General features: G+C 61.1%; 12 protein-coding genes. 3 read left to right on the forward strand and 9 right to left on the reverse strand.

Going from position 1 to position 14,460, the window contains the following annotated elements:
* Positions 1–23: 23 nt before the first annotated feature.
* The 3 genes from addB (at position 24) to trxA (ending at position 6,933) form a co-directional block, all read left to right on the forward strand.
* Positions 24–3,029, forward strand: a complete 3,006-nt coding sequence (gene addB / locus PLAV_RS00720; RefSeq protein WP_011995051.1) for a double-strand break repair protein AddB — start codon at positions 24–26, stop codon at positions 3,027–3,029.
* Positions 3,026–6,496, forward strand: coding sequence for a double-strand break repair helicase AddA (addA, locus tag PLAV_RS00725; RefSeq protein ID WP_011995052.1), 3,471 nt, complete (start codon positions 3,026–3,028; stop codon positions 6,494–6,496). Before addB ends, addA begins: the two co-directional genes overlap by 4 nt.
* A 116-nt stretch (positions 6,497–6,612) precedes the next feature.
* Positions 6,613–6,933, forward strand: coding sequence for a thioredoxin TrxA (trxA, locus tag PLAV_RS00730; protein WP_011995053.1), 321 nt, complete (start codon positions 6,613–6,615; stop codon positions 6,931–6,933).
* Between the two features lie 54 nt (positions 6,934–6,987).
* On the opposite strand, the gene PLAV_RS00735 is transcribed toward trxA, so the two are convergent.
* The 9 genes from PLAV_RS00735 to sppA form a co-directional block, all read right to left on the reverse strand.
* Positions 6,988–8,322: a bifunctional folylpolyglutamate synthase/dihydrofolate synthase gene (locus tag PLAV_RS00735; protein WP_011995054.1), complete on the reverse strand. Its 1,335-nt coding sequence runs from the start codon at positions 8,320–8,322 to the stop codon at positions 6,988–6,990.
* On the reverse strand, positions 8,319–9,233 hold the full coding sequence (gene accD / locus PLAV_RS00740; RefSeq protein WP_011995055.1) for an acetyl-CoA carboxylase, carboxyltransferase subunit beta: 915 nt from the start codon (positions 9,231–9,233) through the stop codon (positions 8,319–8,321). The genes PLAV_RS00735 and accD overlap by 4 nt, the downstream gene beginning before the upstream one ends.
* 10 nt (positions 9,234–9,243) lie before the next feature.
* Positions 9,244–10,083 carry a tryptophan synthase subunit alpha gene (gene trpA, locus PLAV_RS00745; protein WP_011995056.1) on the reverse strand — a complete coding sequence of 280 codons (840 nt, stop codon included), beginning with the start codon at positions 10,081–10,083 and terminating at the stop codon, positions 9,244–9,246.
* On the reverse strand, positions 10,080–11,297 hold the full coding sequence (gene trpB, locus PLAV_RS00750; protein ID WP_011995057.1) for a tryptophan synthase subunit beta: 1,218 nt from the start codon (positions 11,295–11,297) through the stop codon (positions 10,080–10,082). The genes trpA and trpB overlap by 4 nt, the downstream gene beginning before the upstream one ends.
* A 27-nt stretch (positions 11,298–11,324) precedes the next feature.
* Entirely contained in the window at positions 11,325–11,972 is a 648-nt protein-coding gene (locus tag PLAV_RS00755) for a phosphoribosylanthranilate isomerase (protein ID WP_011995058.1), read from the reverse strand.
* 4 nt (positions 11,973–11,976) lie between these two features.
* Entirely contained in the window at positions 11,977–12,678 is a 702-nt protein-coding gene (pyrF, locus tag PLAV_RS00760; RefSeq protein ID WP_011995059.1) for an orotidine-5'-phosphate decarboxylase, read from the reverse strand.
* A gap of 69 nt (positions 12,679–12,747) precedes the next feature.
* Positions 12,748–13,035 (reverse strand): LapA family protein, encoded by a 288-nt coding sequence (locus PLAV_RS00765; RefSeq protein ID WP_011995060.1) that lies wholly within the window; start codon positions 13,033–13,035, stop codon positions 12,748–12,750.
* A 35-nt stretch (positions 13,036–13,070) separates the two neighbouring features.
* Positions 13,071–13,403 (reverse strand): integration host factor subunit beta, encoded by a 333-nt coding sequence (locus tag PLAV_RS00770; protein WP_011995061.1) that lies wholly within the window; start codon positions 13,401–13,403, stop codon positions 13,071–13,073.
* A gap of 73 nt (positions 13,404–13,476) precedes the next feature.
* Entirely contained in the window at positions 13,477–14,421 is a 945-nt protein-coding gene (gene sppA, locus PLAV_RS00775; protein ID WP_011995062.1) for a signal peptide peptidase SppA, read from the reverse strand.
* Between the last annotated feature and the right edge of the window lie 39 nt (positions 14,422–14,460).

The raw sequence follows: 14,460 nt of genomic DNA on the forward strand, positions 1-14,460 counted from the left end.
CGCAAGGCGCTACGATAAGCGCCATGCGGGCCGATTCCCTGAACCTCTTCACCATGCCGCCCGGTACGCCGTTTCTCGAACGGCTGGCCGCGACGCTGCTTGACGATCCCTCACTCGGTGGCCGGTTCAAAGGCAGTCCCGAGCTCGCCGAAATCACGATCCTGCTGCCCACGCGGCGTTCCGTCCGCGCGCTCGGCGAAGCCTTTCTGCGCGCCGGCGCTGGCGCCCCTCTCCTTCTTCCGTCGATACGCACGCTTGGCGACGTCGATGAGGAAGATCTCATTCTGGATCCGCGAGGTCTCGGACGCGAAGCACTCGAACTGCCGCCGGCAATGCCGGCGCTCGAGCGTCAGTTACGTCTCGCGCGCATGATTGTTGAGGGCCAGGGCGGCGACGAAACCCGCGCGCTCGCGCTCGCCGCCGATCTCGGACATTTCCTCGATATGGTTCTGACCGAAGGCGCCGACCTCACACGCCTCGCGGATCTCGTGCCGCAGGACTTCGCGGATCATTGGCAGATAACCATCGACTTCCTGAAAGTGCTGACGGCCCGCTGGCCGGAGGAGCTGGCGCGCCTCGGCCATATGGAACAGGCGGAACGGCGCAATCTCCTGCTGCGTGCGCAGGCGGAAGCCTGGACAGCCGCGCCGCCGCCGGGCCCTGTTATCGCAGCGGGCTCGACCGGTTCGATCCCCGCCACGGCGGCTCTTCTCGGCGTCGTCGCCCATCTGCCGATGGGTGCTGTCGTCCTCCCCGCGCTCGATCTCGATCTTGATGAAGAGAGCTGGAACATCATCGGCAAGCCGGGAACCGCCTCCCATCCGCAATACGGAATGAAAAAACTTCTCGCTCATCTTCGTGCTACTCGCGCCGATGTCGGCATATGGCCAGGCGCCGAACGATCGGCGGCGCTCCGTTCACGAGGCCGCCTGCTTTCGGAAGCGTTGCGGCCGGCCGAAACCACGGAGCGATGGCTCGGTCGTCTCGGCGCCTTGGACGGGGATGTGAAGGACGGCTTGAAGGGCCTCGCGTTGATCGAAGCGCCGAGCGAGCGCGATGAAGCTGGCGCCGTCGCGCTTCTGATGCGCGATGTTCTCGAAAGGCCGGGCAAGACCGCTGCTCTCGTTACGCCAGACCGGAAGCTTGCCCGCCGCGTTGCCATGGAGCTTCGCCGCTGGAAAATCGACGTCAACGATTCCGGAGGCGAACCGCTCGCAAAGACGGCGCCGGTCGCCTTTCTCCGGCTCGTCGCAAACATGGTGACGGAAGATCTGGCGCCGGTTCCGTTGCTCGCATGCTTGAAGCATCCTCTCGCTGCGGCAGGCGAAGAGCCGGCGAAGTTCAGGGCGCGCGTCCGGCGGCTGGAAATGCATCTGCTTCGAGGTCCGCGTCCTGCTCCCGGTCTCGACGGCCTCCGCGCGGCCTGCCGCGCACTGGAAGACAAGCCAGGCGACAGCGGCGAAATTTCCATCTTGCTTGACAAGATTGAGCGCAGCATCGCGCCCTTGCTCAACGCGGCAACGAAGAAAGGTACAGCAACTTCCATTGTCGAGGCGCATGTGGAAGCCGCTGAACGGCTCGCCGCGAGCGCCACTGAAACGGGGGCAGAGCGTCTCTGGAAAGGGGAGGCCGGTGAGGCGGCGGCGGATTTCATCAGGGAATTGATGGAAGCCACACCCGCCTTCGGTGACATCGACCCGCGCTTCTACCCGCACTTCTTCGATGTGCTGTTGAGCGGTCGCGTTCTTCGCCCGCGATGGGGCAGGCATTCCCGGCTCTTCATATGGGGCCCGCTCGAGGCGCGTCTGCAGCATGCGGACCGCATGATCCTCGGCGGGCTCAACGAAGGCACCTGGCCTGCAGAAGCGAATATTGATCCCTGGCTGAACCGGCCCATGCGGGCCACAATGGGGCTCGAACCGCCTGAACGCCGCATCGGGCTCGCCGCGCATGATTTTGCGGAAGGAGCGTCAGCCGGCGAAGCGTTCCTGACGCGAGCTTTGAAAGTCGAGGGCGCACCGACGGTTGCCTCTCGCTGGTGGCTTCGCCTCGCAAGTCTCCTGCAGGGACTGGAACAAGAAGAAGCGGTTTCTGCGCCCCAGTGGTGGCAATGGGCACACAAGCTGGATGAACCGGCCAAGGTGCTCACGCCGCTCCGTCCCCGTCCGGTGCCGCCACTCGAAGCGCGGCCTCAAAGATTTTCGGTCACAGAGATAGAAACGCTGATCCGCGATCCCTACGCGATCTATGCGAGGAAAATTCTGGGGCTAAAGGTGCTGGACCCTCTCGACGCGGATATTGCCGCTGCTGAGCGCGGCACGATCATCCACGAAGCGCTGGAGAAATTCGTCGAAGCCTATCCCAGGGACCTGCCGGAAAACGCCCTGCAAGAACTGATCAATGTCGGCGAAGAGGCGTTCCGGCAAGCGATCGGCCGTCCCGGCGTCGCAGCTTTCTGGTGGCCGCGCTTCCTGCGGATTGCAAAATGGATTGTGGACTATGAGCAAGAGGAACGCGCCGGCCTGCGCCACATACATGCAGAGACGCGCGGTGAAATACTGATCGCCGAACTTGCCCAGCCCGTTGTCCTGAGCGGCAAGGCCGACAGGATCGACGAACGCGAAGACGGCATGGTCAATATTGTGGATTACAAAACGGGCACCGTTCCGAGCATAAAGCAGGTCGAGATCGGTTTGACGCCGCAGCTTCCCCTTGAGGCGGCGATGATGGCGAGAGGCGGTTTCCGGACAAAGGACGGCGCGCCTATCCCGCCGGCGAAAGCGGCAAGTCTGATATATCTGCGGCTCACAGGCGGCGAAACGGCGGGCGAAGTTCGCGCGATTCCGGATGAGGGCGCGGATCTCGCGGACAATACCTATGCATGGCTCGTCGATCTGTTGCGCCAGTACGAGGCGGAGACGACGCCCTATCTCTCCCGCCCGCGGCCGATGTTCTGGGGACGCTATGGCGATTACGACCATCTGGCGCGTGTGAAGGAGTGGTCGGCGGCGGGGGGAGACGGCGAATGAGCTCCCTGACGAAAAAGCCCTCGGAAACGGATGACGCGCAGCGCCGCGCCTCTCACCCGGAAACCTCAGTTTGGGTTTCGGCCAATGCCGGCTCTGGCAAAACCCACGCGCTGACGACCCGCGTGGCGCGGCTGCTGCTTGCCGGCACCGACCCTCAGCGCATTCTCTGCCTGACTTTCACCAAGGCCGCGGCGGCTGAAATGTCCGCCCGGCTTTACAAGCGTCTTGGCGAGTGGGCGATGATGTCCGATGAGGCGCTCGCCGAAGAAATCCTTGAGGTCGAGGGCACAGCACCTGATACGGCGAAGCTCAGAGGGGCTGGCCAACTTTTCGCCCGCGCCATCGAGACGCCGGGAGGATTGAAAATCCAGACGATCCACGCTTTCTGCGAGAGACTTCTCGGACGCTTCCCGCTGGAAGCCGACGTGCCGCCGCAGTTCGAAATTCTCGACGAACGAGCCGCACAGGAATTGATGGACGAGGTGCGTGACGCCGTCCTTCGTCGCGCAGGCGGTGAAGCGGATACCGCTCTTGGCCAGGCGCTGTCCCATGTCGTTTCGCGGGTGGACGAACTTGCGTTCGGCAAGCTGCTGAAGGAAGTGACGGATCAGCGCGGCAACTTCGCCAAGATGATGGACCGCTTCGGTGGCCTCGCCGGTATCCACGCGGCAATCCGCATCGCACTCTCTGTTGGTGCCGATGAAACCACGCCGGGCATACGGGTTGAAATTGCGGCTCTTCCCGAGGCGGCAATGCACAACGCCGCCGAAGTTCTCGCGAGCGGCACCAAGACGGACGTCAAATGCGCGGAAGCGCTACGCGCATTTCTCGGCGCGCGTGCCAGCCGGGCAGAAAATCTCGACACCTATCTCGGTATCTTTCTGACGAAGGAGATGAAGCCGCGCGCACGCCTTGTAACGGCAGCCCTCGCAAAGAAGCATCCGGATGTCGAGCAGGAATTGCTCGCCGAACAGGAACGCATCATCCGCCTTCATGCCCGGCTGCGCGCCATTGGCGTCGCCGAGGCGACCGAAGCCATTGTGACGCTTGCCGTCGAAATTCTCGAGACATTCGACAAGGCGAAACATGCGCGCGCGTTACTCGACTATGATGACCTCATTTCGAAGACCCGTGATCTCCTCACCATGCGCGCCATGGCGCCCTGGGTGCTCTACAAGCTCGATGGCGGCATCGATCATATTCTGATTGATGAAGCGCAGGATACGAGCCCCGAACAATGGGACATTATCGCGCGCCTTGCCGATGAGTTTCTGTCCGGCAGCGGCGCGCGTGGAGTCGTGCGGACGATTTTCGCGGTCGGGGATGAAAAGCAATCCATCTTTTCGTTTCAAGGCGCCGATCCGGCGCGCTTCGACGACATGAAAATCTACTTCGAGAGGCGCGTTAAAGCATCCGAGCAGAGGTGGGACTATGTGCCGCTTACACGTTCTTTCCGCTCTGTGCCCGAAGTGCTTGCCGCTGTCGACAAGGTGTTTGAATCGCTGAAGGCCCGCAGCGGCCTCACCGCTTCCGGAAATCTCGACATTCACATCGCCCACCGTGAGCTTGATGCAGGGCTGGTTGAGATTTGGGAGCTTGAAGAGCCCGATGAGGGTCAGGAAGCGAGCCCTTGGGATGCACCGCTCGACTACATGACCGAAGCGGCGCCTATGGCGAAGCTTGCCGCGCGTATCGCAGCGACCATCCGCAATTGGCTCGACAGCAAGGAAGTTCTGATTTCAAAGGGCCGCCCGATCCGTGCGGGCGATATTCTGATCCTGGTAAGGCGGCGTAACGCATTCGTCGGAGAAATGGTACGGCATCTGAAGGAACTTGGCGTTCCTGTTGCCGGTGCGGATCGCATGGTCCTGACGGAGCAGCTCGCCGTCATGGATCTGCTCGCACTGGCCCGCTTCGTTTTGCTGCCGGAAGACGACCTGACTCTGGCAACGGTACTCAAAAGCCCGTTTGCGGGATTCACCGAAGAAGAAGTTTTCGATCTGGCGTGGAATCGCAAGGGGACTCTCTGGCAGTCTCTCAAGGAAAAGGCAACCAGAAACCCGCGCTACGCTGAGGCGGCAGCTTTTCTTCTGCGCCTTCTCGAACGCGCCGACTACGAGCCGCCTTACGAGTTCTTTGCGCATGTGCTCGGAGGCGAAGGAGGACGTACGCGTCTTCTCGCCCGGCTTGGTCCGGAAGCGGCTGATCCCATAGATGAGTTTCTGTCGCTTGCTTTGGAATTCGAACGAAAGCATCCACCGGCTCTCGAAGCTTTTGTGCATTGGCTGGAGCGCGGCTCTTCCGAAATCAAACGCGACATGGATCAGGGCCGCGACGAAGTTCGCGTCATGACGGTTCACGGCGCGAAAGGTCTGGAAGCTGAAATTGTTTTCATGCCGGATACCTGCGCAGCTCCCGGCGGCTCTCATGATCCGGCCTTGCTGTCTCTTCCGGCCCTGGAACAGGATGGCCCGAAGCTCCTCCTCTGGCCTGTACGCAAGAAGGACGAAGATGAGGTGAGCGCGGGAGCGCGCGCATTGCACCGTGAAATCCAGGCTGCCGAATACCGGCGCTTGCTCTATGTCGCACTGACCCGTGCACGCGACCGGCTCTATATATCCGGCTACCGCAATGCTACGCCGCCCTCCTCTGAGTGCTGGTATGAAATGGTGTGCGAAACACTGAAGCCTGCGGCTCGTGAAATTGTGTTGCCCGACGGGCGCATGGTCTGGCGCATCGAAGGAGAGCAACGGCGGCAAGTTGATAGCAAGGCGCCGTCGGCAGCGGAGGAACCCTCGGCGCCGCCGGAATGGGCGCATCGTGACGCGCCGTTGGAGCCGACGCCTTCAAGGCCCTTGGCGCCATCCCGTCTGCCGCCGGAAGATTTGGAAGAGCCTTCGGTGCTGTCGCCCTTGGCCGGCGACAACACGAATCGCTTTCGCCGCGGGAGCCTCATTCATCGTCTGCTTGAAAGTTTGCCCGACATGGAGCCGGCCGAAAGGCGGGCGGCCGCGCGGCGTTTTCTGGCGCAACCTGCTCATGGGATCGATGAAGCCGCGCAAAATGAAATCGAAGCCGCCGTCTTCCGCGTTCTGGACGACGCAACGATTGCCCATGTCTTCGGGAAAGGCAGCCGTGCGGAGGTGCCGGTCGCGGGCACGATAGAATTGGGCGGCCGTCCGCTGCTCATCGCAGGCCAGATCGACCGCCTTTGCGTGACGGAGGACAGCGTCACGATCATCGATTACAAAACCAACAGGCCGCCGCCGCAAACGCTCGAAGCGGTCGTCCCTGCCTATATCGGCCAGATGGCTGCTTACCGGGCATTGCTCGCGGCGATTTATCCCGAACGAATGATTCGGTGTGTTTTGCTCTGGACGGACGGACCTGCACTCATGGAATTACCCGCTGAAATGCTGGAGAAAGCGCTCAGGGCAGCCAAGCCTGTGGCAATCCGGCAGCCTTGACCTTAAGCAGGGGCGTTCCTAGATTCAGCTGAACGTGAACTTGTATCCTCGCATTTGCGTCCGCTTGGACGCACCCGCCCCCGGTTCCGGAGATGGCGGCCAGAAAGGAAGAAAATATGGCGACCAACAAAGTGACCGATGCATCGTTTGAAGCCGATGTGCTTGATGCGGCCGGACCTGTTCTGGTCGATTTCTGGGCGGAATGGTGCGGCCCCTGCAAGCAGATCGGGCCGGCTCTGGAAGAAATCGCGAAAGACTACGGCGGCAAGCTGACGATCGCCAAGATCAACATCGACGAGAATCCAAACGTGCCGACCAAGTACGGCGTTCGCGGCATTCCGACGCTGATGATTTTCAAGGATGGACAGGTAGCCGCGACGAAAGTCGGCGCCTTGCCGAAGGGCAAGATTGTCGAATGGATCGACAACTCGCTCTAAGCGCTACCTTTTGAGAGCAAGTAAAAGCCGGCCTGTTCAGGCCGGCTTTTTTGTTCAGGCGTTTTCCTTGAGAATGTGACCCGCAAGGTAAAGCGAACCGCAGATGAGCAGGCGCGGCATTGCTCTTCCCGCAGCGACCGCAACTCTTTCAAGGGCCTGGTCGAGATGTGCGGCGGGTGTCGCGTCCAGTCCCGCTTCCTGCGCAGCCGCGGCAAGCCTGTCGGCGGGTAAGCCCGCGTCAGCGCCCGGGATGGCAATGGTTTCGACATGCGAAACAAGCCCCCGGAACGGCGCAAAGAAGCCTGCGGCGTCCTTCGTGTCGAGCATTCCGCAAATCAGTATCAACGGCCGGCCTTCGCCCTCCGGTTCGCGCTCTGCAAGGTCCGCCATTGCTTCCGCAACCGCACGCCCCGCCGCCGGATTGTGCCCGCCGTCCAGCCACACTTCCGCCTCCGGGGGGAGGTGCGAGAATATCGGCCCGGTCGTGAGTCGCTGCAGCCGGGCCGGCCATTCCACTTCCCTCATTCCTCTGGCGATCGCCTCGCGCTCAAGCGGAAGCATGCCTGCCTGGCGTAGCGCACATATGGCAACGCCCGCATTGTCGATCTGATGCCGTCCGGGGAGGCGCGGCAAGGGCAGGTCGAGGAGTCCAGCCTCATCCTGATAGGTCAGCGCGCCGCCTTCCTCATGCGCGGTGAAATCCTGCCCATGAATGAAGAGACGTGCGCCCACCCTGTCCGCAGCGGCCTCGATTGCAGCGAAAGCTTCATCGACCTGTGGGCCGATGACAGCGGCTACGCCGGGTCGAAGAATTCCCGCCTTCTCGGACGCAATCGATCCGATCGTATTGCCAAGGAACGCCTGGTGGTCGAGATCGACCGGGGTGATGATGCTGACGGCCGGCTTGGCAACGACATTTGTTGTATCCAGGCGCCCGCCCATGCCGACCTCAAGAATGAGGGCGTCTGCCGAAGCGCGTGAAAATGCAAGAAGTGCGGCCGCTGTCGTGATCTCGAAAAACGTGATCGGCGCCCCATTGTTTGCACGCTCGCATTCATCGAGGAGTCTCGAAAGGTCTTGCTCCGAAATCGCGCTGCTTCGGGGGCGGCCGGCAAGCCGAATACGCTCATGAAAGCGGACAAGATGCGGCGAGGTATAGCTGTGAGTAAGGTATCCCCCAGCCTCGAGCGCGGCGCGAAGATAGGCAGAGACGGAGCCCTTCCCATTGGTCCCGGCTATATGAAACACAGGCGGCAATGCCCGCTCCGGATTGCCGAGAGAATTGAGAAGCCGCCACGTACGGTCCAGAGAAAGATCGATGAGTTTTGGATGAAGCTTTGTAAGCCTCTCCAGAATGAGATCACTCGATGTGAGGGCTTCGTCGCTCACGGTGCCCGCTGAGTGGCCACCGCCATCGGCACGTTAGCGTTTTGCTGCCTCGCGCTGCGCGGACGATGGGTCATCAGACGTATCAGCCGAGCCAGCGTGTCTTTCAGTTTGTGGCGGTGAACGATCATGTCGACCATGCCGTGATCGAATTGAAACTCGGCTGACTGAAAATCCTCTGGAAGTTTTTCACGGATTGTCTGTTCAATGACGCGGCGTCCGGAAAAGCCGATCAGTGCTTTCGGCTCGGCGATGTGCACGTCGCCGAGCATGGCGTAGGATGCGAGTACACCGCCGGTTGTGGGGTCCGTCAAGACGACAATGAAAGGAAGGCCCGCTTCACGCAGAAGCTGCAGAGCGACTGTCGTTCTGGGCATTTGCATCAGCGAGAGAATGCCTTCCTGCATGCGCGCGCCGCCAGCTGCGGTGAGCAGGATATAGGGAAGTTTTTTCTCGAGAGCCGTTTCAGCGCCCCGGATAATAGCTTCGCCCGCCGCCATTCCAAGCGAGCCGCCCATGAAGGAGAAATCTTCAACAGCGATTACGGTCTCGACTCCGTCGAGCGGGCCGTGCGCCACGGTCACAGCGTCCTCGCGACCAGTCTTTGCCCGCGCTTCTTTCAGGCGATCTGGATATTTCTTCTGGTCCCGGAACTTGAGCGGGTCGAGAGCAACCGCATCGATGGAGATCGTCTGGTATTCGTCATTGTCGAATAGCGAAGCAAAGCGCTCCTTGGTACCGAGGCGCATATGATGGTCGCAGTTGGGACAGACGCGCATCGCCGCATCAAGATCGCGATGGAAAATCATCTCGCCGCAGGACGGACACTTGTGCCAGAGATTGTCGGGAGTCGTCGACTTCTTGGTGAAAACACGCTGTATCTTCGGGCGGACGACGTTGTTGATCCAGTTCATACGCTCTTTCCTATTCTGCCGTAGCCGCACGCGCGGTGTGAACGCCGTCTGCCAGCGACCGGACAAAACCGAGCACTCGCTCGACGGCCTCCGGCCTGATCTTGCCGCTGCTGTCGAGTTCGTGAGCGATGGCGTCTACGATTGCTGAACCAACCACCGCTCCGTCGGCTGAACGCGCTATTTCCGCTGCCTGCTCGGGAGTGCGAATGCCAAAGCCGACCGCGACCGGCAAAGAGGTGTGCCGTTTGATTCGCGCCACGGCTTCCGCCACGTTCCGCGCCTGTGGACTTGCGGACCCGGTAATGCCGTTGATCGAAACGTAATAGACAAAGCCCGATGTGTTGGCGAGAACGGCGGGCAATCTCTTGTCATCGGTTGTAGGTGTCGCCAGACGAATGAAATTCAATCCTGCCTTCAACGCAGGTTCGCATAGCTCGTCATCTTCCTCCGGCGGAAGATCGACGACTATCAAGCCATCCACTCCGGCATCAATGGCCTTCGCAAGAAAGTTTTCGACACCCATGTGATAGATGGGATTGTAATAGCCCATCAGCACGATCGGCGTTTCCGTGTTCTCCTCGCGGAATTTTTGTACGAGTTCAAGTGTCTTTGTCATGCGCGCACCGCCGCGAAGCGCGCGCTGAGTGGACGCCTGGACGGCAGGGCCATCCGCCATCGGATCGGTGAAGGGCATGCCCAGTTCGATCACGTCAGCGCCCGCAGCCGGCAGCCCCTTGAGAATCCCGAGCGAGGTTTCAAAGTCCGGATCACCTGCTGTGATGAAGGCGATGAAGGCTGCGCGGCCCTCGCCCTTCAATTGCGCGAACCGTTTTTCGAGCCGTGTCGTCACAGCGTTACCCCCAGATGATCGGCGACGGCGAAGACGTCCTTGTCCCCACGGCCGCACATATTCATCACCATCAGGTGATCTTTCGGAAGAGCGGACGCGATCTTTGTTACGAAGGCGAGCGCGTGCGCCGGTTCAAGCGCCGGAATGATGCCTTCAAGTTTCGAGCAGAGCTGGAATGCGGCAAGCGCCTCCCGATCGGTTGCGGAGACGTATTCCGCGCGGCCTGTTTCGTGAAGCCACGCATGTTCAGGGCCAATACCGGGATAGTCGAGACCTGCTGAAATCGAATGCCCATCCTTGATCTGCCCGTCATCGTCCTGGAGCAGATAGGTACGATTGCCGTGCAGCACGCCCGGCGCGCCGCCCTTGAGAGAGGCGCAATGCTCGCCGGTTTCGAGGCCATGGCCGGCCGCTTCCACGCCGTATATTTTCACCGAAGGGTCATCGAGGAATGGATGGAAAAGGCCCATGGCGTTGGAGCCGCCACCGATGCAGGCGACAAGCGAGTCCGGTAGCCGGCCCTCGCGCTCCAGCATCTGCTTTTTTGTCTCTTCGCCGATCACGGACTGGAAGTCGCGCACCATGGCGGGATAGGGGTGTGGCCCTGCGACGGTGCCGATCAGGTAGTAGGTATTCTCGACATTCGTCACCCAGTCGCGCAGCGCCTCGTTCATTGCGTCTTTCAGCGTGCCGGTCCCGGACGTGACGGGAACGACTTCCGCGCCGAGGAGCTTCATGCGGAAGACATTCGGCTTCTGCCGCTCTATGTCCGTGGTGCCCATGTAGATCACGCAGGGCAGGCCAAAACGCGCGCAGACGGTGGCAGTCGCGACACCATGTTGCCCGGCACCTGTCTCCGCAATGATGCGAGTCTTCCCCATGCGCCGCGCCAGCAGTATCTGGCCAAGACAGTTGTTTATCTTGTGGCTGCCCGTGTGATTGAGTTCGTCGCGTTTGAAATAGATCTTCGCCCCGCCGAAATGCTCGGTCAGGCGTGCTGCGAGATAGAGTGGGCTCGGCCGGCCGACATAATCGCGCTGCATGAAATCGATTTCGGCCTGGAACGCCGGATCGGCTTTCGCCGCTGCATAGGCCTTGTCGAGTTCCAGAACGAGCGGCATCAACGTCTCGGCAACGAATCGTCCGCCGAAAATACCGAAACGGCCCCGTTCATCGGGTCCGCTGCGGAAGGAATTAGCTTTGTTGACGCTCACGACTTTCTCTCTCTTGACGGGTGCCGGTCAGGCGCGCTTTGCCGCCCGGATAAAAGCTTCAATAAGTTCCGGTGTTTTCCGGCCGGGCCCTTCCTCGATACCGGATGAAACATCGACGGCTTCCGCGCCCGTGATTCGGACAGCTTCGGCGACGTTCTCCGCGTTGAGCCCGCCGGATAGCATCCAGGGCGTCTCCGGCCTGTGGCCCGCAATCAGCGACCAGTCGAAAACGAGGCCATTCCCGCCGGGCAATGCGCCCGCCATAGATTTAGGTGGTTTGGCATCGAACAGCAACAAATCGGCGGAATCTCGGTAAATAGCCGCCGTTAAAGGGTCTTCCGGCTGCGCAACGCAGATCGCTTTCATGAGCGTGAGGCCGTATCGTGCCTTGATTTCGACCAGCCTTTGCGGCGTTTCGTCGCCATGGAGCTGCAGAATGTCTGGCCGCAGCGCTTCTACGACAGCGTCGAGCATCGCGTCATCGGCATCGACCGTCAAAGCCACCTTGGGGACGGAAGCGGGAACGTATCCCGAAAGCCGGGCCGCCAGCTCATAGCTCAAATGACGAGGGCTTCTGGAAAAAAATACGAAACCCAGATAGTCCGCACCGGCGGATACCGATGCTTCGATTGTCTCCGGTGTGGAAAGCCCGCAAATTTTTACCTGGACGCTCATGACGTCACGCGGCGAGCGAGCGATTGATCTCGTCCGCAGCTGCTCGCGGATCACCGGCACCCGTGATCGGACGGCCGATCACCAGTACATCGGCTCCGGACGCAAGAGCCTGCGAGGGCGTCATCACGCGCTTCTGGTCGCCGACATCGCTCTTCTCGGGCCTGATACCGGGCACCACGAGCTTGAAGTCCGGTCCCAGGTCGCGCCTGAGCGCTTCAATTTCATGTGCGGAACAGACCACGCCGTCGAGCCCCGCTCCTGCAGCAAGCGCCGCCAGCCGGCGCACATGGTCGCTTGGGCTTCCCGTGACGCCGGTATCCGCAAGGTCCGAGGCATCGAGGCTCGTCAGCAGGGTAACGGCGATGAGGAGGGGCCGCGCATCACCGGCCTCCCTTGCCGCATCCGCCGCCGCGCGCATCATCGCGGCGCCGCCTGCCGCATGGACATTGACGATGGCCGGCCGCAGCGGCAGCACTGCGCGGATGCCTCCCGCGACGGTATTCGGGATGTCGTGAAGCTTGAGATCGAGAAAGATCGGCAGCCCGGTCTCCGCGACAGCCCGGTAACCCTCAGGCCCGTGCGCGTTGAAAAACTCCATGCCCAGCTTCGCGCCGCCCACGCTCCCCTTCAGATCGCGCGCAAGCGCCACCGCACGGCCGATATCGGTCGTGTCCAACGCACAGAATATGGGGTTTTCGAGTTTCATCAGGCACTTGCCCTTCGATTTTCCGGCGCCTTATACCAGATAAAGCACCCGCTCGGGCGGTATTTTGAACTATTCGCGCAAGACAGGTAGCCCATTTGTCTCCGGTAAAGAGGCCTTGCTTCGCGCGGCCTTTCGTTTGGCTTGCGTCCATGCGCCCATGCCGCCGATCAGAATGCCCACCAGAACGGATATGAGGACGATCAGAAAGAGTGGTACCTCGAGACCAATTGACGGCGAGATGGAATCAAACGGATCGAGGCTGAAGGTCACAGATCCCCGGTTCGCGACCGCGAGCGCCATCACCAGAAGAACAATCGGCGGCAGCACAATCCAGCGCAAGAGCTTCACGGTCATCATTCCAGTTCAGAAAATGAGAGGGCGGCGACCCAGTCTCAGTCGTCGCCGTCGTCGCTATCATCGACCATAAGCTTGTCGTCAGCGATGTCGGCATTATTGAGGCGCTCACGCAGTTCCTTGCCCGTTTTGAAGAACGGCACCGACTTCTCATCGACATGGACCGGCTCACCGGTTCGCGGGTTGCGGCCCGTCCGCGCGGGGCGGCTTTTTACCGAAAAGGCGCCAAAACCGCGAAGTTCCACCCGGTCGCCGCGTGCGAGCGCAGCACTGATTTCATCGAATATGGTGCTGACAATGCGTTCGACGTCGCGCTGATAGAGGTGAGGATTGGCCTGTGCGAGGCGGGCGACGAGTTCGGATTTAATCATATCTTTTGCGTCCCCCGGCTTCGTCCATGCCACTCCCGTCTTCGCCACCGGAAGCGACCGGGAACCCCTTGATTTAGCGGTCAGGTTGCCAAACGCTGGTCAGACCGTCAAGTGTAAGTCTTTTTGTCTGTTGTGTTTTTCCGGTCAGACCGTCTATCGCCGTGACCGCCGCTTCACCCAGTGCCTTCCCGGTGAAACTCGCCATACCGAGATCGGGATAAGCGGGCGTGCGGTCTCTCACCGGCAGGCTGGCGTCGATCTTGTGTTCCTTCGCGAGCCAGGCGATTGCTTCGTCCTCTCCGCCTAATTCGTCTACCAGGCCGTTCTCGACCGCCTGCCAACCGGTATAGACCCGCCCGTCGCCTACCATCCGCGCCGTTGCTTCGTCCAGCCCGCGCCGTATTGTGACGAGACGCAGAAACCAGTCATACGAACTGTCGATCAGCTCCCGGGTCACCTTCAGTGCTTCGGGGTTCGTTGTATGGAAGGGGCTCGGCTCAGCCTTGAGCGGTGAGGATTTCACCTCTCGTACTTCCACCCCGATATTGCCAAGCAACTTCTCGAGCTGCGCCCACTGAAAGACGACACCGATAGAGCCGGTAATCGTATTGCCCCTCGATACGATGTGATCGGCGGAGAGGGCGGCAATATAACCCCCCGACGCGGCCACAGTGCCCAGCACAGCCACAACCGGCTTTTTTTCAGCCAGCTCTCGAACGGCTTCGTAGAGAGCTTCCGCGCCCGTGGTCGTGCCCCCCGGACTGTCGATGGACAGAATGACCCCCCGTACGCTGGAATCCTCGGCGAGTTTCTTGAACATCTCGTTCTGGTAGCGATCATGCACGATCACGCCGTCGATGGTCACACGAGCGATATGGGCGCGCGGGAGGTAGATGCCGCTTTCGGCCGCGAGCACCAGAAGGGCGAGGGCGACCGCGACGATCGCGCCGGCGCGCCAAAAAAAGAGGCGACGCTTGAGACGTCGCCTGTCCGTGATTGCGTCCGCGTCGAGTGGCACGTGCATTCCTCCGGGCAAGGCGGTGTAGGGTCCGGAGCT

The organism is Parvibaculum lavamentivorans DS-1 (genome assembly GCF_000017565.1).
Lineage (GTDB): Bacteria > Pseudomonadota > Alphaproteobacteria > Parvibaculales > Parvibaculaceae > Parvibaculum > Parvibaculum lavamentivorans.

What these genes read in the sequence shown, in the direction of transcription:
- addB (WP_011995051.1), top strand. Translation starts at nt 24, where the DNA reads ATGCGGGCCGATTCCCTGAACCTCTTCACCATGCCGCCCGGTACGCCG.
- addA (WP_011995052.1), top strand. Translation starts at nt 3,026, where the DNA reads ATGAGCTCCCTGACGAAAAAGCCCTCGGAAACGGATGACGCGCAGCGC.
- trxA (WP_011995053.1), top strand. Translation starts at nt 6,613, where the DNA reads ATGGCGACCAACAAAGTGACCGATGCATCGTTTGAAGCCGATGTGCTT.
- accD (WP_011995055.1), bottom strand. Translation starts at nt 9,233, where the DNA reads ATGAACTGGATCAACAACGTCGTCCGCCCGAAGATACAGCGTGTTTTC.
- PLAV_RS00755 (WP_011995058.1), bottom strand. Translation starts at nt 11,972, where the DNA reads ATGAGCGTCCAGGTAAAAATTTGCGGGCTTTCCACACCGGAGACAATC.
- pyrF (WP_011995059.1), bottom strand. Translation starts at nt 12,678, where the DNA reads ATGAAACTCGAAAACCCCATATTCTGTGCGTTGGACACGACCGATATC.
- PLAV_RS00765 (WP_011995060.1), bottom strand. Translation starts at nt 13,035, where the DNA reads ATGATGACCGTGAAGCTCTTGCGCTGGATTGTGCTGCCGCCGATTGTT.
- PLAV_RS00770 (WP_011995061.1), bottom strand. Translation starts at nt 13,403, where the DNA reads ATGATTAAATCCGAACTCGTCGCCCGCCTCGCACAGGCCAATCCTCAC.